Consider the following 24,570-nt stretch of genomic DNA (forward strand, 5'->3'; position numbering starts at 1 on the left):
TGGGGCCTTTAGTAACTCAATGAAATTGTTTCGCTCCGCAATTTCTGACTGAGCCATGTTGATAGTTTTTGAATGATCTGCTTTCTAAGATAAGAACTTTATGGGTAGAAAGCAATGAAGGTAAAAACTTCAGTTCCGCTTAAGCTTAACTAAAACATGCGTAGGTCTGTCATTAAGGTGAGCGCAGCCTTGGGTCAATGCTGAACTCACTCCACGAATTCGTTTTTTCGGGTAGCCATAGCCACAGACTGGTCCAGCGCTTGTTGCAGGTCCTTTGCAAAAATAGCTTCGTTAGGAGGGGCAAAGATTTCGCTATGCTCGCCGGGGACCTCGATGACCTCCACGCCCTTTAAGGCGTAGTGTTGCCAGTCGTACCGTTCCGGGTCAGCAATAAAAAAGGTTTGTTTTTGGGCTTTAAACAAGTGGACTTTGATGGGGCAGGGCTGCTGCCGGTAAGTATTAAGTGCGGTGTACTTGGCATGTTGCACTTCTTTTTGATAGGCCGGCACTTCGTCTTCCAGCCCTTCAAAAACGCCTGCGTAATCTTTATTTTGCAACAAGCGGTATTTGAGCTCATACCGGATGGTCTTCAGCTTCTTAACCCAAAGCCGTAGGGTCTCGCGGGGGGAAGCGCTCAGCGCGAACTTAAGGTTGAAGGCAAGTACCTGAGCCATTCGTTGCCATGAGCCCACTGGTTCTGGAGGTAAAGCGACTGAGTCAAACAATCCAACAAAAGCCACTGCTTTGCCCATATTCAGCAACTTACGCCCCATTTCAAAGGCAACAAAGCCGCCGAATGAGAAACCGGCAACTGCATAAGGGCCTTCCGGTTGATGTGCCAGAATCTGCTCCAGGTAATAGTCCGCAATGGCCTCCATGCTATATAGTGGTTCGTCTGTGCCATTCATCCCTTTGGCCTGCAGCCCGTACACCGGTTGGTCGGGGTGCATGTATTTTGAAAGGGCATTGAAAAGCAGTACATTCAAGCCTGCTCCATGTACGATGTAAAGGGGTGTCCGGTTGCCTGATGCCTTGATCGGGACCAGGCTCTGCCAACCGGAAGCAGCTTTCGCTTCATCTGCCAGCAGACGGGCAATTTCCCGCGCACTTCCATATTGAAACAGAGAAGCCAGCGGCAGCCGTTTTCCAAAGAAATCCTCAATTTTTGTCATCAGTGAAACGGCGAGCAGAGAGTGTCCGCCCAAATCAAAGAAGTCATCGGTAACGCTGATTTGTTCTATGGCTAAAACTTCCCGGAAAAGATCCAAAACTTTGCTTTCTGTACCATTCGCTGGTGATGCTGGATTGGTTTTTTCCGTCTCCTGCATGGGCTCTGGCAATTGCTTTCGGTCCGTTTTGCCATTGGGAGTCTTTGGTAGGGCTTCCAGTAGCGTCATGCCGGCAGGCACCATATAGGCCGGCAGGTGCTCCTTTAGATACTGTTTCACTTCTGCCCAATGTATTGATTTGGCTCCGGCGGGCACAAGGTAGGCATGGAGTTCTGGATTGCCTTGCTGCCTGACTACCGGTTGAACTACGCAAGAGGAAATAGCAGGGTGTTTTTGCAAAATCTGCTCAATTTCTGCAAGCTCTATGCGGAAGCCCCGGATCTTGACCTGATGGTCGAGTCGCTCAACGAATTCCAATGCTCCGTTGTGGTGAAAGAACCCCCGGTCGCCGGTTCTGTACATCTTCGTGCCGGGTGCGAAGGGATTAGGGATAAAACGTTCGTCGGTAAGCTCGGGTAGGTGCAGGTAGCCCTTTGCCAGGCTGCAACCTCCAATGTAGACCTCTCCGGCTACGCCCGCCGGTACCGGGCAAAGCGCTTCGTTGAGCACGTAGAGCCAATTGTGCCGGACAGGGAAACCAACAGGTACAAGGCTGGTCGGACCAGAGGCAACATCCTGCTTACGCACTTGATGAATCGCGGAGTAAACTGTGGTTTCAGTAGGACCGTAGAAGTTCCATACAGCGGCACAGCGCCCCAGCAATTCTTCAGCCAGGTTTTTATCTAATGCTTCCCCGCCGCTAAGGGCTTGCAGATTAGCTTTTCCCGCCCATCCGTCCTGAAGGAGCATCTTCCAGGTAGCCGGCGTGCCTTGCATCAGCGTAATATCATGCTGCTCCAGCGCCTGAGCCATCAGTCTGGGATCAAGGATGGCTTCCCGGTCGGTCAGGATAACCTGAGCGCCATTGAGCAGCGGCCAGTAGAGCTCCATAACGGCTATATCGAAGGAAATGGTAGTGACGGCATAAAACCGGTCATCCGGACTAATCCCCGGCCGGTCGTTTAGGGCCTCCAGGTAGTTGGATACCGACAGGTTGCCGATACTTACGCCTTTGGGGCGTCCGGTCGAGCCGGAAGTATAGATCAGGTATAACTCATCTTCGGGCTGCAAAGGATTGCTGTCGGGGTTATCGGCAGGTAAATCATGCAGTAGGTTTTTAAGGTCTTCGTAAACCACGGTCTGAGCATCAAAGCCCTGAAGCTGTCCCCTTAACCCTGCGGTGGTAAGGATGATCTTCGGGCGGGCATCTTCCAATATTAACTTCAGCCTGTTGGCAGGGTGATCGGGATCAAGGGGCAGGTAACTGCAGCCAGCTTTTTGGATGGCTAAAAGTGCAATCATTAAATCTGCTGAACGTGGCAGCAGCACCCCAACCCGCGCTCCCTTCGGTAAGGCGTAACCCCGTAGATGTTGGGCGAGCTGATTGGCCTGTTCATTGAGCGCTTGGTAGGACAGGGATTCCTGGCGAAATACCAGAGCTGTTCGGTTAGGGTGCTGAGCTGCAGCGGCTTCAAATTGCCGGATGATTGGCGTTAGGGTTTCGGGGAGGGGTTCCGGTATTCCAGTCAAAGCCTGCCGCTCTTTTTCTGACAAATACTGAGCTTTGGCAATCACGACTTCGGGGTCATCTAAAATTTGCCGCAGCATATTGACGTAATGATTAGCCATCCGCTCTATGCGCGCTGCATGGAATAAAGCGGCATTGTATTCAAAGGTGCACTTCGTCCGGCCCTGGTCCTGCGAAATAAAGAGGGTAAGGTCAAACTGAGCGACCTCATTATGGTACCCCAAAGGCGTTACTTCCAGTCCCTGTAGCCCGAAGCGCCCGTCGTAGGCATTCTGAAAATTAAACATGACCTGGAATAGCGGATTGATGCCGGGTATACGCTGAATTTTCACCTGTTGCAAAATGAGGTCAAAGGGGGCATCCTGATTGGAAAGCGCCTCTATCATCCGCTGATGGATCTGCTCTGTAAGGCCGCCTAACGGCACAGTGTGGCCCGCCCGGATGCGAATGGGGAGCATATTGATGAAAAAACCCTGCATCTTTTCCGTTGCTTTTTGAGTACGGTTGGCCACAGGTACTCCAATGACGAAGTCTTCCTGACCGCTGTACTGCTGAAGCAAGGCCGCAAAACCGGAAAACATAAGCGTACTCATGCTAATCCCCGCCTGCCGGGCATGCATTTCCAGGTCTCCGGACAGGTCGCCGGGCAAAAAACGGATGGCCTCTCCTCCTTCAAATGTCGTGGCATCCGGCCGCTTGAAATCGGCAGGTAAACGAAGGAAAGAAGGGGCGCCGGATAGCTCTTGTTTCCAATACTCCAATTGCGGTTGAATTCCGCCCTGCTCCAAAAGCTGCTGCTGCCACAGGATAAAGTCTGTATACTGGTATGGATCGGTTGGATGCTCCGGAACCTGCTTTTGCAAAAGCTTGCCATAAAGCCAGCTCCACTCCTTCATCAACAAATCAATGGAGGAAGCATCGGAAATGATATGGTGGATGCAGAAAAACAGATGCCATAGATCGTCCTCCAGCCGCAAAAGCCCTAATCTTATAAGAGGTGGGGACTGTAAGTCGAAATTGAATTGCCGGAAGTTGGCCGACCACTCCTGCACTATTTCTTCAGGTTTGTGGCGCTGACGAATATCTAATTGCTGCAGTGGAACCTTTAGGTTTTCAGCAATATGCAATTCAGGGATTCCATCTTTGGTATGAAAGGAGGACCGCAGCGCATGGTGCCTGGCCACCAGCAAATTAAAGGCCACCTCCAGTGCTTCAGTATCCAATGCGCCTCTTAGTATGAACTCAAAGGGAATGTTGTACGCGCTGCTGCCCTGTGTGGCCTGCTCAATAAACCAAAGCCGTTTTTGGGCAGAGGATAATGGGAGGACGGGGCCGGTTTCGAATTTCTGTATGGGCGGGAGACCGTTGGTTTGCTGCTTGCTTTGATTTAACTGTCTGGCAAGGGCCTGTATCGTTGGGGCATCGTACAGCTGCTTTAAAGTTAAGTGGTAGCCCATCCGTGCACTAATATTGGAAATCAGCTGCAAGGCCAGCAAGGAGTGCCCCCCCAGGTCGAAAAAGCTATCCGTGGTACTGATTTTGCCCGATTGCAGAACGTGCTGCCAAATGGACAGGAGCGCAACTTCAGTTGGTGTTTCGGGATGAACCAGCGTTCTCTGTTCTTCGACGGGGACTTCAGGTAAATTGCGCCGGTCAATTTTTCCGTTGGGGGTTCTTGGGAAATCATCCAGCGCAATAAGTTGGGTCGGGATCATGTAAGCAGGAACTTTCCGGGCCATGGCCTGCCTGATATCAACCGTACTGACGTTGGCGTTTTTCCCAGCGCGGAAATAGCCAATCAGCCGGTTGTTTCCATCCGTATCTGCTCTGGTGATGGCTACGGCTTCCAGCAGGTTTGGGACTTGCTCCATCACTGCTTCCACTTCTCCCAGTTCAATCCGGTGCCCACGGACTTTCACCTGCTGATCCTTTCGGCGGTCGAATACCAGGTTCCCATCGGGCAGGTAGTGCGCCAAATCCCCCGTTTTGTATAAGCGCCCACCATCAGGATCGAAGGGGTCAGTGGAGTACCGGCCTTCGTTCTCCGGAGTGGGGTTGACATAACCACGACCTACGCCAGGCCCGGCAACCCATATTTCTCCGGTTTCGCCCGGCTTGCAAAACTGCTCTGCTTCATTGACCAGGTACAGGGTATATCCGGCGACGGGCTTACCGATGGGCACCCTGCCATCGGGTGGCGTATGGGTGCCTGATTTGTAATAAGTAGCCCCGACGGTCGTTTCTGTAGGCCCGTAAATGTTAACCAGCTCAAGGTTTGGGATGCAGGCTTGAAACTCATCCCACACCCGCTGTTTAATCGGCTCCGCTCCTGTCAGTACGCGTTTTACTGGAAGTGTTGGCCGTTGGTTAAGCTTTTGCGTCAACGGGGGCAAAAGGGAAGCAGGCAGGTAGCAGGAATGAATGGACTGTTCTTCCAGAAAATCAATAAAATCATCCAGTTCAACTACAAAAAGAGTATCAATCAGGAATAGAGTGCCATCAAAAAACAAGGGCAGGTAGATTTCCCATACCGAAGCGTCAAAGACGAAAGGGGAGAGGCATAGCCCGTTAAAGCCAGCAGGCAGTGGTGCGTATTCCTGAAAGCCGCAGATTTGATTATCCACGCATTGGTGGTCGATCATCACCCCTTTGGGCTGACCGGTAGAGCCGGAAGTGTAAAGGACGTAAGCAAGGTGCTCCGGTAAGACTTCTGGCAGGGCGTAGCCTGGTTCTTTTTCCGGAAGAGCTGAAAGGTTTAAAGTGGGCAAGCCTAATTCCTGTGCCCGCTCAGTAGTGGCCGGCTCGCAAAGCAGAAGCGGTGCCTGAGTTTCTTTCAGGATGTACTCAATCCGGTTTTTCGGATAGTCAGGAATAATAGGGACGTAGGCACACCCGGCTTTCAACACGCCCAACATCCCAATAATCGCCTCTGCTGACCGTGCGCAAAACAAGGGAATCATAGTCTGGGCTGGTATTTTTCGGCAGACCAGTTGAGCCGCCAACCGGTCTGACTGTTCATCTAAAGATTGATAGGAGAGGGACTGCTCCCTGGCAACAATTGCAGTTTGATTGGGATGCCGCTGTACGGCAGCGCTAAATCGCTGGAGAATAGTCTTGTAGCCATCTTGAACATAAATACTTGGCGTTTTGGAGTTGGGCGCTCCGGTTGGGGTTTTCATGTGCAATATTTGTTGGATGATGAAATATAAGCTATTTTGCTAATAGATGCCAATAATTTTTATCAATGCCCTCCGATAACCATGCTGACTTACCCTTGCTGACTCTTCATTGTATCCAGGCATTGGAGAAAGGTGTAGTGGTTACCATAGCCGGTAAAGCTGCACCTGAAGCGTGGTATAACACTCTGCTGAAAAGATTGAATACTGCTGAAAAAGCGCAGTTGTCGCGTTTTAGGAATAACGCACAGCACGGCGTCTATCTCTCGGCTCACGCCGTGCTCAACACTTTGCTTGGTGCTTGCACCGGGGAAAACCCTGCGGAGCTGCAGTTTTCTTTTGGTACGCAACGGAAGCCCTATTTGGTACCGACTGAAGTTGGGCTTTACTTCAATTTATCTCATTCAGGAGATTACTTTCTGATCGGGCTATTGAAAAACCGGGAAATCGGAGTGGATGTAGAGGTGCACCGGGCGGGCATTCCAACTGTGGTCTTGGCTCAACGCTTTTTTCACCCCCAGGAACAAGAGCTATTGGGAAATGAATCCACATTTTTTGACACCTGGACAAGAAAAGAAGCCTTTCTAAAGGCTCTTGGAACTGGCCTGAATTATCCCATCACTTCTTTTGACGCTACAAAAGACCGTATCCTTACAGATAAGGGTTTCGTGGCACTTAAAAGCCTGCCGTACTTTGAGGGCGCAAGTGCTGCAATCGCGATAGCGCAAGAGATACCGCCCCTTCAAGCCTATCAGCTTTGGGCCCCTGCAGAGTGGGAATTATTCTTGGAAAAAGGCTAGTCAAAGAAACTATCATACTGATTCCGCCGCCCTTCCTGCCGCACCGGCTCCTTGATGGGCTGATCGAGGTCGAGCACATCACTGTCGTTGGCGGCCTGAGAAAGGAGGGTTTGTTTTTCATCTTCGCCCAGAATGAGGGAAGTGCTCTCTTTTTCCCACTTTTCCAGCATTTTGAGCCCGTCTTCTTCAAAGATACCGTTGCGCAGGTCAATGGAGTTCATAAAGTTAGAGGATACCTCCATGAAGCGGTCCATTTCTCCTACCTTGTTGGCCACGTCATCGGTTATGGCTTCCATCGCGGCATCAAACATGGCCCGCTTATCGGGGTCGCCCTGCATGATGCTCATGGCAGAGTTCATTGCCCCGTGACTGGCGTGTATGGCCTTGCGCTCCTGTTCCTTGATCATGACCTGATCCTTCACATCCTCGGCAAGGATAAGGGAATTCTCGTGCATTTTGGTGAGCACACGGTACAGCACCTCCATTTTTTGGTAGAGGTCCTCCAGGCGGACATTGGAGTCCTTCAGGCGGCCGGCTTTGCGCGACTTCAGGATCATCACCGTTTGCTTGTTGCTGGCTTTGGCTTTGCTGGCCAGTTGGAGGTTGGCCTCAATCTCTTTTTTGTTGTTATAGATCAGCTCTTTGAGCTTGTGCATCTGCCCGCGCAGGATGTTGATCTGCTTTTCCATCTGCTTGACCTTCTTTTTGAGGTCTTCCACGTAGTTTTTGAGGATACCAATGGGGTCAAGCTCCACGAAAATACCGGTAACCCATCGCATGACGCTGCGGTACATGTACCAGATGAGGTTGCGCATGCGCGGGTCGAGTACCATATAAACGACTGCGGCCAGCACAGCCAGCATTCCCGCCAGGTAGAGCGTGTTTTGCGCCAACGCAATCAACGCCGGCAATGCCGTATATAGCAGGTACCCGCCACCAACGAGGAGGGCACCCAGAAAAACAGCGCCAGTGACGCCCTCGGGGCGCTTCCAGAATGGTTTGGGCTGTACTTGAGAATTGTTGTTCATGATCATCATTGAGTTGAGGACTACAAATAACGCAAAATTCAGGTAGTTGTACAACCGCAGTTGTTTATCTTCGCCGCTAATGACCAATCTCATACGCATGAAGACCTTTGATGTCACCATTCCGGTGCTGAACGAAGAGCCAACGCTAGCCCAACAGGTGGAGCAGTTGCATGCCTTTCTGAAAACCCATTTCCCGGACGAAGGGCAGTGGCAGATCGTCATCGCCGACAATGGCTCTACAGACCGGACTTTGGAAATCGCCCAGGAACTCAGCAACCGTATCGCGGAAGTTACTTTCGTGAAAGTGCCCCGCCGCGGCGTTGGGCTGGCGCTGAAGACCTCCTGGGGACAGTCCAAAGCAGATATCGTTGGCTACATGGACCTCGACCTGGCCACCGACCTGCCGCATTTCCTGGAAGCCTACCGGGCTATTGCTGAAGAGGATTACGATCTGGTCTATGCTTCCCGCCTGCACCCCAAATCACAAGTAGTCAACCGGCCTTTCAAGCGCGAAGTGGCGAGCCGGGTGTTCAACCTGATGCTCAAAACGTACCTCGGCGTAGGCTTTTCGGATGGGATGTGCGGGTTCAAATGGCTGAAGCGGGAGGTGTACCCGGAGCTGCATGAAGCCGGGGCGCAAAACGATGGCTGGTTCTTTTCCACCGAGCTGCTCACCACGGCCGAGTGGCTCAACAAGCGGATTTACGAACTGCCCGTCAAGTGGACCGATGACATCAGCAGCAGCCGGGTGGAAATTCTGCCTCTGGCCAAACGCTACATCAACTCCATGATCGAACTCAAAAAACGACGGCCATGACAAAGGCTCCCGCTTTAATACTAGGTACTGCGATGTGGGGGTGGACCACCGAAAAACCCACCGCCTTTAAGCTGCTCGACCAGTTTTACGACCGGGGCTACCGGGAGGTGGATGGGGCTACCAACTATCCCATCAATAAAAACCCCGGGGACTTCCGCCGGGCAGAGCAGATCCTCCTGCAATGGATCAACGCCCACGGCATCAATGACCTCCAGGTGATGATGAAAGTGGGAAGTGTCAATAATATGCGTACGCCGGAGTGCAATTTGTCCAAAAGTTTCCTGCTCATCATGCTCGATGAATACCGCTATGCCTTTGGGGACAACCTCGATACCTTCATGCTCCACTGGGATAACCGGGAGGCCACCGAAGAAATCGAGGCCACCTTTGAGGCTTTTCAGCGTGCACAGGACCTGGACTACCGGCTTGGGCTGTCCGGCATCCGCCACCCGGAGGTCCACGCAAAAGTGAACGAAGCCTTTGATTTCGACTTACGCATTCAAATGAAACACAACCTGTTGCAATCGGACTATGACCGCTATGCACCCTTTCACGGGCAGCCCCGCTTCATCGCTTATGGTGTGAATGCCGGGGGGATAAAGCTGGATCCTAGTGCCTACCACCCGGACAGCTCCCTCAAAGCCCGGGGCGGTGATACGGAACAGCCGCACCCTGTCGTCGGGCCTTTGCAAGAAGTACTCGCGGCGGCCAATGAGCAGCCCGGTCGCCCTGCGGTCTCCAATATGAACCACTGCGGCATGGCTTATGCCTTTCACAGCCCGGATGTAGCCGGCATACTGATTGGCCCTTCCCGGCCGGAGCAATTGGAGCATACGCTCAACTTCCATGAGGCCCTGCAGCGTTATGATTACAGTGATTTTTACGAAGGGCTCAAACAGGTAGCGGCACAATTTTAAATATGGAGCAGTACGATTTCCTGATCGTCGGCGGCGGTATTTTTGGTATATATGCGGCTTTGTTTCTCCGGGAAAAAGGGCAGCGGGTACTGCTCGTGGAGAAGGAAAAGGTGTTGCTGAAAAAGGCTTCCATCGTCAATCAGGCGCGACTGCACAGCGGGTACCACTATCCGCGCAGCGTTGCAACGGCCCGGATGTCGGACGACAACAAAGCGCGCTTTACTGCTGACCATCAGGATTTTATCAACTTCGAGTTCGAGAAGTACTACGCCATCGACCGCTTCGGCTCCTTTACGGATGCCGCGCAGTTCGAACGGTTCTGCGCTTTCATCGGTATTCCCTGCGAGCCGGTGGAGCGCCATCCGTACTTCAACTACCACCGGCTGGAGGCTTTGTACAAGACCGTGGAGTATACTTTCGATCCCATTCTCATCGCAGAATACTACCGGCAGCGGCTCTACGAGGCAACCCCGGAGGTGACGCCCCGGCTTTTCACGGAAGTGATTGATGCAGCAGCCGATGGAGACCAATGGCAGGTCGGGTTAAAAGACCTGAACAGCGGTAAGCTTGAATCCGTAAAGGCTCGTCAGGTGATCAACGCGACCTACGCCGGCAGCAATGCCATCAACCGCCTTTTTGGCGTGCGCGATATCGACCTGATGCATGAGATTTCAGAAATGGCTTTCGTCAATTCCCCTCAGGTCCGGGACATCGGGCTGACGATTATGGACGGGCCCTTTGGCTCCATTATGCCTTACGGCAAAAGCGGGCTGCTGTCCCTGTCGAGCGTAGCCTACACCCACCACAAAGTCTCCTACGACAACCTGCCCACCTTCGACTGTCAGCAGGTGAATACCAACTGCCGCCCGGACTTTACGGACATCTGCAACTTCTGCCCCGCCAAACCGGCCAGCAATTATCGCAAAATGCTGGGGCAAATCCGGCACTACTTTACCGACAAGGTCGAGTTTCAGTACTTCACCTCGATGTTTACCATCAAGTCTAAACTCAAAGCCAGTTATATTGACGATGGGCGGCCTACGGAGATTTCTGTTTTACATGACAATCCCCGGTTCTATTGCATTTTTGCGGGCAAGATTAATTCTATATATGAGATTGAGAAGGTCGTATCTCTATGAGTGCTTTCATTCTTTTGGCACAATATTTTTTTTAAATGAACAATGAAATATTTGGAATTTTGCAAGGAGGGGGTACCTTTGTAAGGTGATTTGATAAAATTTTGAAATATTAAAACGGTGCGCGCCTAAACTGTATTTCCCATCTTTCATCTATTGTAATTTTTTTGCCGGGATGGGTAAAGGTCCCTTCCCCATAAAACCCCAGCCTCATGAAACGCCATATCTTTCCGTTACTATTCATGTTCTTCCTTTTTACAGTTTTCTCCTGTTTAAACGACAAAACCGTTGTCAACCCCCAAGAGTTACCGGCCCCTGAATTTACAGATACCCTGGATTTAAGTGGATTGCTTACAGATTCTGATCAGCTGTTTTTCTATTCCCTTAAATTGGTGAATGGCAGATACCTGTTGATTTTCGAAGCAGGCGCATCTATTGGTTATTCTAATATTTACCGGTATGACCTTGAAAACCAACAGCTCATCAAGCTGGATGACTTGACCTGGGGCGATTTGCGGTCCTCAACGATTTCCATAAAAGGAGATGAACTCATCCTTATGAGACGTGCAGGAGCGCCACTCCCTCAGCATGAAGTGGCGATTATTGGAATCCCGGAGTTAGAGATCCGAAGCCGGATTCCTATTGAAACAACCAATTATGAGCATAAACTGACAGGCTCTAATCTGTATTTCAAGCAGTACGGGGCATCCGCCACAATAAACCTCAGGGAGGTTGATCCGGAAAGTGGGGAAGTAAGAACGGCCTATCAGATGAGCAGGGAGTATGAAAAGGACTTTGACTTGAAAATCGAGTGGGACTTTTTCACCTCCGAAGACTATGGCAATGCAGTTGTTACATTGGACCGCTTTCCTGAAGGGGGCATTCAGCTTATCAATTTTAGCCTCACTGAAAGCGCAGAAATATGGCGGAACCCTTTGGTTGAGTTCGGTGAGAGTGACCTCAAACCCTACAAAGTGATTGCCGGTGATGACCGGGTATATATTTTCAGTAAAGACAAAATGAGTTGCCGGGACCTTTCAACCGGTGCTTTGTTGTGGTCTGAATACACGCAGGCCGCTCAGGACGAGCACAATGCATGGCTTCAGGGGGACAAGGTCTTTATTGTTAGTGACGAAAAAATAGCTGCCTATAGCGCAGTGGATGGTGTGCAAATCTGGTCGAAACCCAAGTTTCAGTTGGGCCCTGTAGCAAATTTGGAAAGGTACGAAGATTACTTTTTGTGAATCAGGTTCCATTTTCGGTTGAAGCCGGTGATGCGCTCTGGACGGAACCCGTTTTGTGGGATGAGCAAGATCCTTTTTCCAAAATCTACAATCAGCCAGCCGTTGATTTAGAAGCCGGTAAGATTTATTATCTCATTGATTTCAAATTGTACACTGTGGCGCTGCCACCTTTCGAATAATACACAGCGTTCTTATTTGCAGTTACTCCGTATGGCCTCTCGTTTTCGGAATGGGGAAACTCCTATGTCCCAATTTGGAGCGTTGTCCGACGTATATCAATTTGATGCGTTGCGCCTGATGCAAGTGCGCTGCGCTTCCAAAATTCCCCAATTTTATTGCATCTTTGCCGGAAAAATCAATTCCATTTACGAGATCGAAAAAGTTGTATCCCTTTAAATCCTAACCAAGTATGGCTGTAACTGTAAACGTGGCTTCAGAAATTGCGCCACTCAAACGCGTGATCATTCACCGCCCCGATGAGGGCATTGCCCGCATTAGCCCAAAGCGGGCCGAAGAGCTCCTGTTTGACGATATCGTGTACCTGCCGCAGATGCAGGAAGAGCACGATGTATTTTCGGAAATTCTAAAGCATTTTGTAGGAGAAGACAATGTCCTCGAAACAGAAGACCTCCTCTTTGAAGCCCTGGAAGCTGCCTCGGAAGCTGACAAAAGAGAGATGATCGAGAAAATTATCGACTACGAGGAACTGCCACGCTCCTACGAGGATATGCTCCTGAAACTGGACAACAAAGCACTGACGGAGACGCTGATCACGGGCTACCTGCAGCAGGAAGACATGATTCTCTTTGATCCTATCCCGAACTTTATCTTCACCCGGGACATCGCGGTCACGGTCAACGACCATGTCATCATCACCAAAGCGGCTAAAGAGGCGCGCTTCCGCGAAAATTTCCTTACCCGGTACATTTTCTGGGCACACCCCATCTTCAATGCGCTGAGCAAAGAGGGGCGTATCATCAACCTGAACAACGTAGAGCTATTCCCGCCTTCCCGCCGGCGGGAAATGGTGAGCATCGAAGGTGGAGATGTGATGGTCATCAACGAAGACTACTTGCTCATTGGTTGCAGTGAGCGGACGACCGCCCATGCCATTCAATCGCTCAAAGACGTTCTTTTTGAAAAGGGCGTGGTGAAGCATGTCGTGCAGATTAATATCCCGACCGACCGCAGCTACATGCACATTGATACCATTTTTACGCAAATCAATACCAACCACATCGTGGCTTTCAAGCCAATTGTGCTGGATGGGCTGGGGTCTTATGTCGAAGTGTTTTCCTCCAACGGCGCAACCCGACATTATCCTTCTATCAAAGAGTTTTTCCATGCGGAGATCAATCCGGATATGGAGTTCATCCTCAGCGGTGAGGGCATCTCGCCTTATCAGGACCGGGAGCAGTGGACAGATGGTTGCAACCTCGTGGCCCTGAAGCCTGGTGTGGCGATTACTTACGACCGTAACCCGTACACGGAAAAAGCCTTCCGCAATGCCGGGTATCAGATTATGCATGCCACGAGTATGCTGCAGGCGTTTCAGGATGGTTCCTTAAAACCGGAAGACGTGGAAAATACCATCATCGCACTGCCTTCGAATGAGCTGTCCCGGGCCCGGGGCGGATCGCATTGCATGACTTGCCCGGTGGAAAGGGGGTAAGCTCTAAGCCAGGTACCTGGAGAAGAGCAGAAGGCACCTCTCCTCCGATGGGGATGCCCTGCGACTTTCTCCGAAGTTGACCTCCTCTGGTGTTCACCAGGGTAAAAAAAGGGATGACTTTTCCGAAGTCTTGCAGTGCTTATTGATCTGACTTGATGCTTCATTTGATACTTGACAAAGCACTAGCAGGCACGCTGACTAACTGTGTGCCTGCTACCACTCCACTATCGTTCAAACTGCACGGACAGATTTACCTTTGCGCTGAACCCAATGAAGGGGCGTACAAAAAGCACCTGCCGGTCCCCGGCGCTGGTTTCCTCAAGGAATGTAGCCCCCAGGTTGAGGTACACAAACTGGAAGAGTTTATAGTCGAGGCTGGCGTAAATGGGCAGCCCGGTAATAGGGCCGGTCAAATTCTGTTTATCTGCATTCTCAAAATCCTGAAGGAAGACCCCAAAGCCTAAATAAGTGTTGCTGAAAAAGCGGGGCGCAAAAGCACGGTTGCCCAGTGGAAAGGACAAGCCGACAAAAGGGGCGGTATCGTAATCGAGGTCCTCACCGAGGTCACCGCTAAAGTAGACGCCACCGTAACCGGCAGTGACGGCCAGCGCGCCTTTTTTGGACTCGGTCGGGCAGTCGTCGAGGTAGCGGGCATCAACCATTTTGTAGAGTGGAGCAGGGAGGATGCGGCTGAGTTCGTCTTTCAGCAGTTGCCGGAGCAGTACTTGTTCCTCTGCCATTCGTACCCTTGCGGTGCTGTCTTTAGTCCGTATTTTTGACATCTTTTCCATCTGCAACGCCACCAGGCCGGACAGTTTTTGCTCCGGAGCCGCAATTCCGGTGCGGTAGTTTTGTAGGTCTGATCGCAAGAGATCGTTCATATCAGCGAGCAGGCGTTTGGGTTTGTTTTCCCATTCAATCATTTTGGTATCCTGAGTAAGCTGGGTCTCCAGAAACAATTGTAACCGGCTGTTGAGCGTTTGGATGAGTTCCTGCCGCTGTGCGGTGCCCAGGGTCTGGAAATAGCGCACTTCAATATCGTAATTGGAAGAAGAGCGGAATTTATAGTTGACCGGCAGGCTGTAGGTTTTTTCCTTATTATCCAGTGGGCGTTGCCACACGGCCGTGTGCAGAGGGGCAGATTTGCCTTTGGCGGACAAAATGTTCAGCTCAATCCGGTCGATATAGGACGGGATCGAACCCGTAAACAAGATATTGGTTTCGGCTGGCAATGGGTTGTTATCACCAATGTAAGCACTTTCAAAATCCAGGTTAACGGTTTTGTATTGGGCGGTGAGGAATATGGGGCATAAAAAAAGAAGTAGCAGTAGAAATTGTAGCTTTCGCATATTGAGAAGTGTTTGTAACGTTTCTTGTGATGGTGCTTGGGTTGGCTCAAAAGCACCTGGTCATTCGATGCCCAATGCGGGCAGAGGGGGCTTTCTGTAAGCCAGTAATAACCTCTTTCTAATATATAATTACGAGAGCTGCTTATTGTTTGGACGTTCAATAGTAATAAAGTCACAAGTCAGGGCCTGTTCTGGAAAGTACTGGACCGCAGAAGCTCAGCAAACCTAAGGCTCCAAGTGCGAAATACGCTGCACTATTTCCGACATGATGCTAGCGGAGCAAATGGATCATTCCGGACTGCACTTGTTTTTGGCCGGCTTGTTCGTAAGTTAGTTGCCAAATAAAAGCCCCGGGGTTCATGGGCTCGCTGCCGAACTGACCGTCCCACCCTTGTCCGGGTTGGTCGCTGCTGTACAGGAGTTCCCCCCATCGGGAAAAGACCTGCAACTGGTAGTTTTCCACCGGGCACAAACCGATGGGCATAAACCGGTCATTTACGCCATCTTCATTGGGCGAAAAGGCATTCGGCACATAGTAGCAGTTCTCGCACCCAATGGGCTGAAGGTCAACGCTATCGGTGGCCATGCCGCAAGTATTGGTTACGGTCACGGTGTAGATGCCGGGCTCCGTGAATGTAGATAGGGCCGCGGTGCTCCCATTTGACCAGGCTATTTCATTTTCAGGGGCTGTTGCGGCTTCGAGTTGTACCGTTCCACCCGGGCAGAGGGGGCTGTCCCCTTGTATTTCCAAAGCCGGAAAAGTAAGGCTATCCACCATAAATACGGTGTCAAACTCTCCGCAACCGTTGGTGACGGTAATGTGGTAGGTGCCGCCACCCGTGAGGCTGACACTGTCGCCCACGCTGCCATTAGACCAGGTATAGGCGGTAGCACCTTCCGAAAATACGGTAGCGGGCGCACTTTCATCCGGGCAGAGAGCTTCCGGGGCATCAAGCAGTATCGGGGGCACATCCAATACATTTAGCAGGAGGGTATCTGTAGCCTGCCGCCCGCACAGATCCGTAAACAGTACGGTATACAGCCCGCTATCGGTCACCTGAATACCCGGCAGGGTGTCGCCGGTCGACCACTCGAAAGCACCGGAAATATTAGCGACAGCGGTAAATGTAGCGGTGTCGCCGGTACAGAGGGTAGCCGGGCCATTGATGCTGACCACTACGCTATCTGTCAGTTCTTCTACTTCAATAGTATCACTGATCATGCCACAATCGGCAGTGACGGTCAGGCTGTATGTCCCAGGCTCGGTGACAGTCAGACTGGTATCCGTAGAGCCATCCGACCAAAGGAAAGTATCACCGTTGGTTTGGGGGATCAGTGTGATAGGCCCGTTGTCGCAACTGAAGGTTGTGTCTGTGCCGAGGTCAACGATAAGCGTTTCCTGGGTGTCAAAGATGTAGTCCATGAAGTTGGGGAGCCCCAGGAAGGGCTGATCCGGCGTCTGGAACGTAAAAACCTCTTCCTCCAGATTGGCTTGCTCGGAATTAGGGCAGTTGATGGCATGAAGGTGGGTAATCTCCGGCGCATCTTCATCGTAGGAGACGAAGTAAATCCGCCCATCCGGTGCCAGCTGCATTGCGCCCAGGCGCTCATTGGGCCCGGAATCCAGAATTGTCCTAGAGCCCAGGATACCTGCATTCAGGGGGTCATAGCGAACCAGTAGGGAGCCGCTTACAGTAGGCTCCATCACGTACAGGTAATTGCCGTTGGGCGAAAAAGAGTAGGTAATGGAATTCACCGCGCCCGGTATCGTCCGCGAATTGGAAATATTGCCATTGTTGGGGTTGAAGTTATAGAGTACGCCCCCTACAAAAATGCGGTTGCGCGCTGGTGATATTTTAATGGGGCCAGACAGAGAATCGACGACCTCCCGTGGCTCCAAAGTAGGCCCCAGCACTTCTGTTGGTGTAACGCGGTAATTGAAAAAGTCACCGGTGTTGTCATCTACGATAATCACCCAAAAATCGGTGTCGTTGCCATGCAGGGTGCCGCTCAGCGCCTCAAAACTGGGCACGTGCAGGCGGTCATCTTCAAAGACGGTGCCGCCCAGCCCGCCATTCAGGGTACGGTTGAGCAAAAAGTGCGTCAGGCCACGCCCTTGCAGCTGCCCGGAGGGGAGTCCATCACTGGCGTATTCCCGTTCTTCCATGGTAAAGAGGTAGTGCTCATCGGCATTCCCGGGGTTGGGGACAAACAGCGCAGATTGTACAGCTCCAAAGCCACCGCCCCGGAGCCCTTCCATATCGTAAAGCACCGTGTGGTTGCGGTTCCAGACGGTCCCTTTAGGCTGCCCGGCTGTCGTGCGACCGCCACCATTGGTGTAGTAAAGCAGGTTGCCTGCTTCATCGCAAACTGCAGCACAACCTTCGGTCGTCTGCAGGGCCCCATCGCTAATTAGTGCGGGGTCTCCGGAAGAGAAGTCAATACCTTGTTGGTTGCCAAAGTACCAGATGTTGCCTTCGTTTTGGCTCAGCGCGGCAAAAGACAGGAAAAGTAAGGGGAGGATCAGGCCAGCAAAGGGCGTTTTTTTCATACGGCACGGTTTTGCCCAAAAGTAAGGGTAACCGACCAATTTTTAGGTCGGTTACCCTTCAATACTGATTTTTGCAGGTTGGGACAGCGTTAAAAAAAACTGCTCTGTCGGCCTGTTTTGCGTTACGCGGTGTACAGCAAATCGTAGTATTCTTCCAGCATCCGCTTGACCCCAAAGGCATCGCGGGTACTCTGAATGCTGGCGTGCATCATCTTCAGCCATTTTTGGCGGTCATCGTAGTAGGTAGGGACCACTTTGTTGAGGAGCACATCGTAGAGTGCTTCCCGGTCGTTGTCATCCTGTTCTATCACGTTGTCGCTCTCAAAAGCATTGCCAATTTGCCAACCATTGACGCCATCTTCGCAAGCCTCGGGCCACCAGCCATCGAGCACGCTAAGGTTGAGGACGCCATTCATGGAAGCTTTCATACCGGAAGTTCCACTTGCCTCCTTAGGGCGGCGTGGGTTGTTGAGCCATACATCGGAGCCACGGGTGATGGCGGCACCAATTTCCATGTCGTAGTTTTCCAGGAAGACCACCGCATTGGGGTAGAGTTTGGACATGCGTACGAGATTGGCTGCAATCGCTTTGCCGGTATCATCCAGGGGGTGGGCACGGCCGGAAAAGACGAGCTGAATCTTACCCTCCTTCAGGTAAGGCTCAATAACTTCTGGCTTAGAGAAGATCAGGTCGCTTCGCTTGTAGGGCACGGAGCGGCGGGCGAAGCCGATGATCAGCTTTTCTTCGTCCAGGGTGACGCCGTTTTTGCGCTTCACCAGCTCAATGAGCGCCCGCTTATTTTGAAGGTGGGGTGCCCAAAGGTCCTTACCTGCTTCAGCAGCATCAAGCATGGCCTGGTCTACCCAGGTGCCCTGATGTATACCGTTGGTGATCGCGACGATCTCGGAACGGTCATGGATGTGCTTCCACATTTTATTGGCAGTTTGCCCATGCAACTGAGCGACTGCATTCGATTTTTTAGAAAGGCGCAATGCCCCCACGGTCATATTGAAGGGGTCGCCGGCCAGGCGGCGAAGTTGGCTGGGTTTCATGCCCAGGTTAGCGCCCATATACATCAGGCGGTCGATGGGGTGAGATTCGTTGCCCTGAATGACGGGGGTATGCGTGGTGAAAACGATTTCATTCTTGCTGGCTGCCCAGGCTTCCTCAAAGGTCATACCATCTTCCATCTTTTCGCGCATCAGCTCGAAGCCGGCAAAAAGCGCATGGCCTTCATTGAAGTGGTAAACATCAGTTTCTATGCCCAGCGCGCGTAATGCCCGGACACCACCAACGCCAAGCACCAATTCCTGTGCGATACGTTCTTCACCAAACCAACCATAGAGCTGCCCGGTAATCCAGGCGTCATCGTTGCCAGGTACATCGGTATCCAGCAGGTAAAGGGGGGCGTTGTCAAAGGCTTCCAGCTTCCATACTTTGCAGGCAACATTTCGTCCACGTATCTCTACGTTGACCATAATGCCTGTATCTTCCATGAAGTCGTACTCGTAGTTCTTGTAGGAGTCATAGGGCTTGCCATCCTCACCAATGAATTGATCGGTGTAGCCTTGCTTCCATTTGAGGCCAATGCCGACAATAGGATAGTCGTATTGTTTTGCGCCTTTCATATAATCGCCTGCCAGGATGCCCAGGCCTCCGGCGTAAGCTTTGAAGCGATTGTCAAGACCGTACTCCATACAGAAGTAGGCTACGCGTGGCATGCTGCCGTTGGGGTCTACCATAATACTATGTTTTTTTTCTGATTTAACACCAGTTTGGATTTTAGCCAGGATCATGGCCATCTGTACTTTTGCCTATACGCGGGCTGCAAAAAGAGCTCGTCGGCAGCAGATACCGTTCGGTCAGGATACCAAAACCCAAACAGGCTTATCGTTTATACAGTGGGGTACGAATACCCCATTAGTCCGCAACTAATATAGCAGAAAAGCCTGAACTTGTCTAAAAATTCACGTTTACTTCGTAGTGCTGCGATAGTAAAAATCTGGCTCAAAAGGACGATGCCGGACATCGCGATTGGTTTTTTAAGACCGATTCTTACTAGCTCTTTTTGCTGTACTTCTTTTTGCTTTTACCGTACTTTGGGTATTGCCGGCGTTTCTTGTTGGACGCTGTGGGTTGGGGGCCACCGTCATTGACACGGAGGGTACGGCCATTATAAGTATTGCCATCGAGGCGGTTGATCAATTGTGTGGCGGCCTGTAATTCGACCTGCACGAAGGCGTGCTTTCTCTGAAGGTCAATTTTACCTACCGCGGCACCGGTGATGCCGCCCTTTTCGCAAAGGTAGGAAAGGAGCTCACCTTTACCGTTGATATCAATCATGCCGATATTTACAAACACCCGCCGGGACTCGGAGGGCTTGAGGAAGCCTTTATCTGCACTTGCTTTTTGCCCGATTGGTTTGCTCTTAGCGTAAGCCTGCATTTTTTCAGGCATCGTTGCCGTGGCCATTTTCAGCAGCAGGTCTTCTCTGGATAGCCCTTCAAAGGTCGTCATGATCTGAGGGAGGTATTCCAGCAGTGCGGGGTTAGGCTCAACCGCATTGATTTTATCGAAAAACCGCAGTAGGCGGCGCTCGAAAATATCAGGTCCGGAGGGAATTTCCACAGACTCAAAGGAAATCTTAGACGTCTTTTCGAGCCTGCGCAGCAGGTGGCGGTCTTTGGGGTGGGCAAGGACGAGGCTGATGCCTTTATTCCCTGCACGCCCGGTACGGCCCGAGCGGTGGGTATAGAAATTGAGGTCGTCCGGGATATTGAAGTGGAATACGTGGGTGATATTGTCCACATCAATACCTCTGGCGGCCACATCAGTAGCCACAAGCACGCGTAGCCGGCGGTCTCTGAACCCCTGCATGACGCGGTCGCGCTGTGTTTGATTGAGGTCTCCGTGGATGGCATCGGCTTTGTAGCCGTCCCGGGAAAGGCTTTCGGCCACTTCGGCAGTCTCCCGGCGGGTGCGGCAAAAGACCAGGGCGAAAAGGTTGGGCTCCATATCGAGGAACCGGCGCAGGGCTTCGTAGCGTTCAGCGGGCCGTAGCACCACAAACTGATGGCTAATATCTACGTTACCTGAATTTTGGGTACCGACAGAAAGCTCAAACGGATTGTCCATATAATCTTCCGAAATCCGGCGGACATCCGGTGGCATGGTAGCTGAGAATAGCCAGGTGCGCCGCTGTTCGGGCACGGCTTCCAGTATTTCGTCAATTTCCTCCTTGAAGCCCATATTGAGCATTTCGTCGGCTTCGTCGAGCACGACTTGCTGCAGGTGCGTGTAGTCCACTTTACCGCGGCGCATGAGGTCTCTCAGTCGACCGGGCGTAGCTACGAGCACCTGAACGCCTTTCTCCAGGGCTTTGATTTGACGGCGGATATCTGCACCACCATAAACCGAAAGGATTTTTAGTTTGGGTTGATTTTTAGCGAAGGATTCCAGCTCGCGGGATATTTGCAGGCAAAGCTCCCGGGTAGGGGCTAGTACCAGGGACTGCACAAAGGGCAGTGAAACATCGGTCCGGTCCAAAAGCGGCAGGCCAAAGGCAGCAGTTTTGCCGGTGCCGGTCTGAGCCAGGCCAACAAAGTCTTGTTCACCCGCAAGTAGGTGGGGGATCGCTTGTTCCTGTATAGCAGTAGGGGTTTCGAAGCCAATTGCAGTTACGGCTTCCGTAATAGGCTGGGAGAGGCCCAGCGATTCAAATGTACTCATGTTCAGTTGTTAAGCTGCACTCCGTAGCAGCAGTAATGAGTAGCATTTGAGCTTACAGATAGGGGCGGAGCAACACCGTTCCTGTGCAGGTTTTTGGACCTGCGTTTTGAGCACAAACTCAACTTGTGCGGTCATTTTAAGCTTTCGCTACTCGAAATCGGGGACAAAGGTAAGTTTTTTTTGAAAATTAAACGGGCAATTGTTCAATCATTTGCCAGAGCCCCTGACTAAGCTGAAGCTTCAGGCGTTCGGTCTCCTGATCGGTGCGGGCTTGCCCCTGCATGCGGCGGTGGAGCTCCTGCCAGCGCTGATAGTAAAGAACAGCATCATTCATGAGCAGGTTGTTGCCGATTTGGTCAGACAGGGTAATGAGTGATTTGATGACCCCCTCAAAGTCTTCTTCCAGCAGTCGTTTTTGTAGCGCTTCCTTAAAGGTATGACGCATATCATTGTAGTTTTCCTGAATTATCTTTATATTTGTCGTAGTATTGTCACATCACATCACGCAAACACTATAATGACACCCCGGGTGTTTTGGTTTATCCCCAAACCACCGCTCAGCGCTTTGCACTGCCCTTACGTCTTTCAAGACAGTCGGGCAGGATGCTAAGTCTCCTAATACCCTTTTGAAAACTTCTGTCTACCCAAAACCAGTATGAAAAACCTATTTTGTATCATTTTGTTTGCATTGCTTGCCGCTATGCCGGAGCAAACGGTAAACGCGGCTAGTACGCCTGCCAGAGAAAAAGACAACAGTGCACCACTGGTCAGCGATCGTTTCTACGCTTCCACCAGCTCCCGACTGACGCGATCAGCCATGGGGTCCGAGGACCTTCTTCCACTGAGCAGCTTTGTCGCGAAACCTCATCATGTATCTGTCTTACTATCGTGGGTGATTGCACGCCCGGCAGAACATGCTTCCTTTATCATTGAACGGGCTCTTGAAAACGCTCCCTGGGAGAAAGTCGGCATCGTCCACGCCGCGGATGGGCAGCGTGAGTTTAGCTTCTGGGATGTCCGGGTACAGCCCGGTGCCGCTTATCAGTACCGATTGGTCAACGAGGCGGGCGAAGGGGGGATTCAGACTTCAAAGCCGGTGCTGCTTGAAGTGGATACACCACTAGACGAGTACCTGATAATATTGAGCCTTATCGGGTTTATTGGCTACCTGGCTTATCAGGGGCGTAAGATCGTGCACTGAGTACACAGTAAAGGAGGGTTAGATGCTCAACTCCTGCATTATGAAGGCAGTGGGAGCCTATCCTTTTTTCCTGATGTGCGGTAATGGTACCTTCAGTTTCATTTTTTTCATTAGCTTTATTGCGCAAGCGTTTGCTAAAGCGGCAAACTGTTTTTTGGAGACTGAAACAAACGATACCAACGAATGAATGACGAAATCATTAATACTCTGCGCAATTGCCAAGAGCTTTCGAATTTGAGCGACCCTGAGCTCAGCCAACTGTCGGGGGTGGTCCGTCTGGTTGATTATGAAGCCGGGCATGAGGTGTTTTCTATAGAACAAAAAGGAGAGTCTTTTTATATCGTCCACTACGGCCGGTTGATCCTTTATCTATCACGCAAGGAGCCCAAGTCTTACACCAAGGGGCAGCTGTTTGGCGAAATCGCCATCTTCAATAAAACTTCCCGTCTCGGTACTATCCGGGCTACAGAGCCTTCCAAACTTATCGTTTTCGATAAAGCCAAGGTATTTGATGGTAATAACATCCCGGAGGAACTGAAGCTTAAGCTATCCTGGGCACTGACCCAAAAAATTATCACTTATCTGGTGGCAGACGAATCGGCCAACAGCAAGCGGATTATCGATAAAGGCGAAAGCGATATGGTGGAGTTCAAAGAGTCGATTGACAAGTACCACCGGGACAAAATCATTCAGACCCTTTCGGCTTTCATGAACCTCAATGGGGGGACAGTATTCTGCGGCGTGAATGATGAGGGGAAGATCATCGGGCTGGATGCGACCACTTCTGATATCGATAATTTCAAGCGAAGCATCACGAGTGCGGTACAGCGCAACCTGGGGTCTTTCTTTGCCACTCAGCTGTCCTTTGATATTGAGAAGATTGATGACCACATGATTTTCCGGATTGATACACCGCCGGCCAAGTCTCCGGTCTTTTTCCGGGATGTGGACAAAAAGGGGAATGAACAGGAATTTTTTTACATCCGTACCGGCTCAGCGAATATCAAGATTAAGAAGAGCAGTGAAATCATTAAATACGTTGAGGACCGCTACCGCTTTTCCGGGCAATAGGTTCAACTTCCCTGCTTGCTGTTAGGGAGCCTGCCAGCTCAGTAGCGCCTCCCAAAAGTTGGCTTCCATAGCAGGAGCATTGATTTGCGTGTAAACCTTCACTCTGCGGCGGGTATTTTCCGGTGGCGTCCTGACCGATTTGGAGGTAGCGAACTCGGGGTGAATTACCGCTTCAATTAGAGCGAGGTCCCACATAATCCAACTAGTGCCTGCGCCGACTTCTTCCCACCGGCTTGTGAGCCGCCGGCAGAGCGGAGTGCTGCAGGATTTGATCTGCTGAAAGGTAGCTGCCCGCTGAAAAGTGAGCGCTCTAGCCACATTGGCAGGCATCACCCAGAGCTCCAGGTCTTTGTGGTTCAGCAGCAGGTCAAATGCATTTAAGTCATTCCGGATATTGAATTCATTTTTATCCCAGGCTTTTGTTTTAGCGTCGTACCGGGCACCGAGGAGGTAGACCTTTAGGTTACCGGCAATTTCCGGGGCTACAGCAAGAGCCGCCGCTACATTGGTGGAAGCGCCCAGGCAGATAACAGGGAGTTTGGCATCCGGGCTTGCTTTGCGGGCTTGCTCAATGATAAACCGGGTAGCCGGGCTGCTCGGTACCGGTGCGCCCGGATAGTACCCCCAGGCAAAACCCAGCATTTGATCGCACCCGCTGAGGGCGGGCAGCATCCATTGGCCACACTCGGCTTTGAGTTGTTCGTTGAGGCCTTGACTGATTTCCAGGGTGTTGATGCTGTCGGTAGGGTAGCTGTTCCAGTAAGGGTCGGTGAGCAGTTGTACGTTGTTGAAATGAGCAGACTGCAGGGACAGGACCTTCAAGCCATCTGGTGACAGGGCACGGGCAATGGCGTAGAGGTCGTCCATTTCATTGCCGGTATCAGCATCAAGGATATAAGCGGCAGGTTGGGCAGTAAGGGTAATGACCGATAGCATGGTCAGCAGGAATAGGTATAACCGGTACAGCATGGGCGTGTGTTTTCTCTGGCCCAAAGATAGGATTTTTGCTGTTTAAGAGCGGTT

The 24,570-nt window shown here is 51.4% G+C and carries 16 protein-coding genes; 8 read left to right on the plus strand and 8 right to left on the minus strand.

The window, feature by feature from the left end; all coding sequences use genetic code 11:
* Window positions 1–206: 206 nt before the first annotated feature.
* Window positions 207–6,035, minus strand: a complete 5,829-nt coding sequence (locus tag RIC19_RS16060; protein ID WP_350179360.1) for a non-ribosomal peptide synthetase — start codon at window positions 6,033–6,035, stop codon at window positions 207–209.
* Between the two features lie 65 nt (window positions 6,036–6,100).
* Here RIC19_RS16060 and RIC19_RS16065 point away from each other — a divergent pair, with 65 nt between their 5' ends.
* Window positions 6,101–6,832, plus strand: a complete 732-nt coding sequence (locus RIC19_RS16065; RefSeq protein ID WP_350179361.1) for a 4'-phosphopantetheinyl transferase family protein — start codon at window positions 6,101–6,103, stop codon at window positions 6,830–6,832.
* On the opposite strand, the gene RIC19_RS16070 is transcribed toward RIC19_RS16065, so the two are convergent.
* Window positions 6,829–7,953 (minus strand): hypothetical protein, encoded by a 1,125-nt coding sequence (locus RIC19_RS16070; RefSeq protein ID WP_350179362.1) that lies wholly within the window; start codon window positions 7,951–7,953, stop codon window positions 6,829–6,831. The genes RIC19_RS16065 and RIC19_RS16070 overlap by 4 nt on opposite strands.
* Window positions 7,954–7,957: 4 nt before the next feature.
* Between RIC19_RS16070 and RIC19_RS16075 the strand changes: the two genes are divergently transcribed.
* The 5 genes from RIC19_RS16075 (at window position 7,958) to RIC19_RS16095 (ending at window position 13,646) form a co-directional block, all read left to right on the plus strand.
* A complete protein-coding gene (locus RIC19_RS16075) occupies window positions 7,958–8,677 on the plus strand; it encodes a glycosyltransferase (RefSeq protein ID WP_350179363.1) in 720 nt (239 codons plus the stop codon).
* Window positions 8,674–9,594: an aldo/keto reductase gene (locus RIC19_RS16080; protein ID WP_350179364.1), complete on the plus strand. Its 921-nt coding sequence runs from the start codon at window positions 8,674–8,676 to the stop codon at window positions 9,592–9,594. The genes RIC19_RS16075 and RIC19_RS16080 overlap by 4 nt, the downstream gene beginning before the upstream one ends.
* 2 nt (window positions 9,595–9,596) lie before the next feature.
* Entirely contained in the window at window positions 9,597–10,733 is a 1,137-nt protein-coding gene (locus tag RIC19_RS16085) for an NAD(P)/FAD-dependent oxidoreductase (protein ID WP_350179365.1), read from the plus strand.
* Between the two features lie 209 nt (window positions 10,734–10,942).
* Entirely contained in the window at window positions 10,943–11,974 is a 1,032-nt protein-coding gene (locus tag RIC19_RS16090) for an outer membrane protein assembly factor BamB family protein (protein ID WP_350179366.1), read from the plus strand.
* Between the two features lie 409 nt (window positions 11,975–12,383).
* Entirely contained in the window at window positions 12,384–13,646 is a 1,263-nt protein-coding gene (locus RIC19_RS16095; RefSeq protein WP_350179367.1) for an arginine deiminase, read from the plus strand.
* Between the two features lie 224 nt (window positions 13,647–13,870).
* On the opposite strand, the gene RIC19_RS16100 is transcribed toward RIC19_RS16095, so the two are convergent.
* From RIC19_RS16100 to RIC19_RS16120, 5 genes are all read right to left on the minus strand, one after another.
* Window positions 13,871–14,995 carry a hypothetical protein gene (locus RIC19_RS16100; protein ID WP_350179368.1) on the minus strand — a complete coding sequence of 375 codons (1,125 nt, stop codon included), beginning with the start codon at window positions 14,993–14,995 and terminating at the stop codon, window positions 13,871–13,873.
* A gap of 271 nt (window positions 14,996–15,266) precedes the next feature.
* A complete protein-coding gene (locus tag RIC19_RS16105) occupies window positions 15,267–17,546 on the minus strand; it encodes a T9SS type B sorting domain-containing protein (protein ID WP_350179369.1) in 2,280 nt (759 codons plus the stop codon).
* A 122-nt stretch (window positions 17,547–17,668) separates the two neighbouring features.
* Window positions 17,669–19,288: an alpha-glucan family phosphorylase gene (gene glgP, locus RIC19_RS16110; protein ID WP_350179370.1), complete on the minus strand. Its 1,620-nt coding sequence runs from the start codon at window positions 19,286–19,288 to the stop codon at window positions 17,669–17,671.
* A 316-nt stretch (window positions 19,289–19,604) separates the two neighbouring features.
* The gene (locus RIC19_RS16115) at window positions 19,605–21,275 is read right to left on the minus strand and encodes a DEAD/DEAH box helicase (protein ID WP_350179371.1); all 1,671 of its coding nucleotides are present in this window, start codon (window positions 21,273–21,275) and stop codon (window positions 19,605–19,607) included.
* 187 nt (window positions 21,276–21,462) lie between these two features.
* Complete coding sequence (locus tag RIC19_RS16120; RefSeq protein ID WP_350179372.1) at window positions 21,463–21,720, minus strand: hypothetical protein; 258 nt, start codon at window positions 21,718–21,720, stop codon at window positions 21,463–21,465.
* Window positions 21,721–21,930: 210 nt separating this feature from the next.
* Between RIC19_RS16120 and RIC19_RS16125 the strand changes: the two genes are divergently transcribed.
* Both RIC19_RS16125 and RIC19_RS16130 read left to right on the plus strand, forming a co-directional pair.
* Window positions 21,931–22,476 (plus strand): hypothetical protein, encoded by a 546-nt coding sequence (locus RIC19_RS16125; protein WP_350179373.1) that lies wholly within the window; start codon window positions 21,931–21,933, stop codon window positions 22,474–22,476.
* Between the two features lie 183 nt (window positions 22,477–22,659).
* Complete coding sequence (locus tag RIC19_RS16130) at window positions 22,660–23,547, plus strand: RNA-binding domain-containing protein (protein ID WP_350179374.1); 888 nt, start codon at window positions 22,660–22,662, stop codon at window positions 23,545–23,547.
* Between the two features lie 21 nt (window positions 23,548–23,568).
* Here RIC19_RS16130 and RIC19_RS16135 read toward each other — a convergent pair whose 3' ends face one another.
* Window positions 23,569–24,516: a nucleoside hydrolase gene (locus RIC19_RS16135; RefSeq protein ID WP_350179375.1), complete on the minus strand. Its 948-nt coding sequence runs from the start codon at window positions 24,514–24,516 to the stop codon at window positions 23,569–23,571.
* Between the last annotated feature and the right edge of the window lie 54 nt (window positions 24,517–24,570).

This window comes from Phaeodactylibacter sp. (assembly GCF_040219495.1).
Taxonomy (GTDB): domain Bacteria; phylum Bacteroidota; class Bacteroidia; order Chitinophagales; family Saprospiraceae; genus Phaeodactylibacter.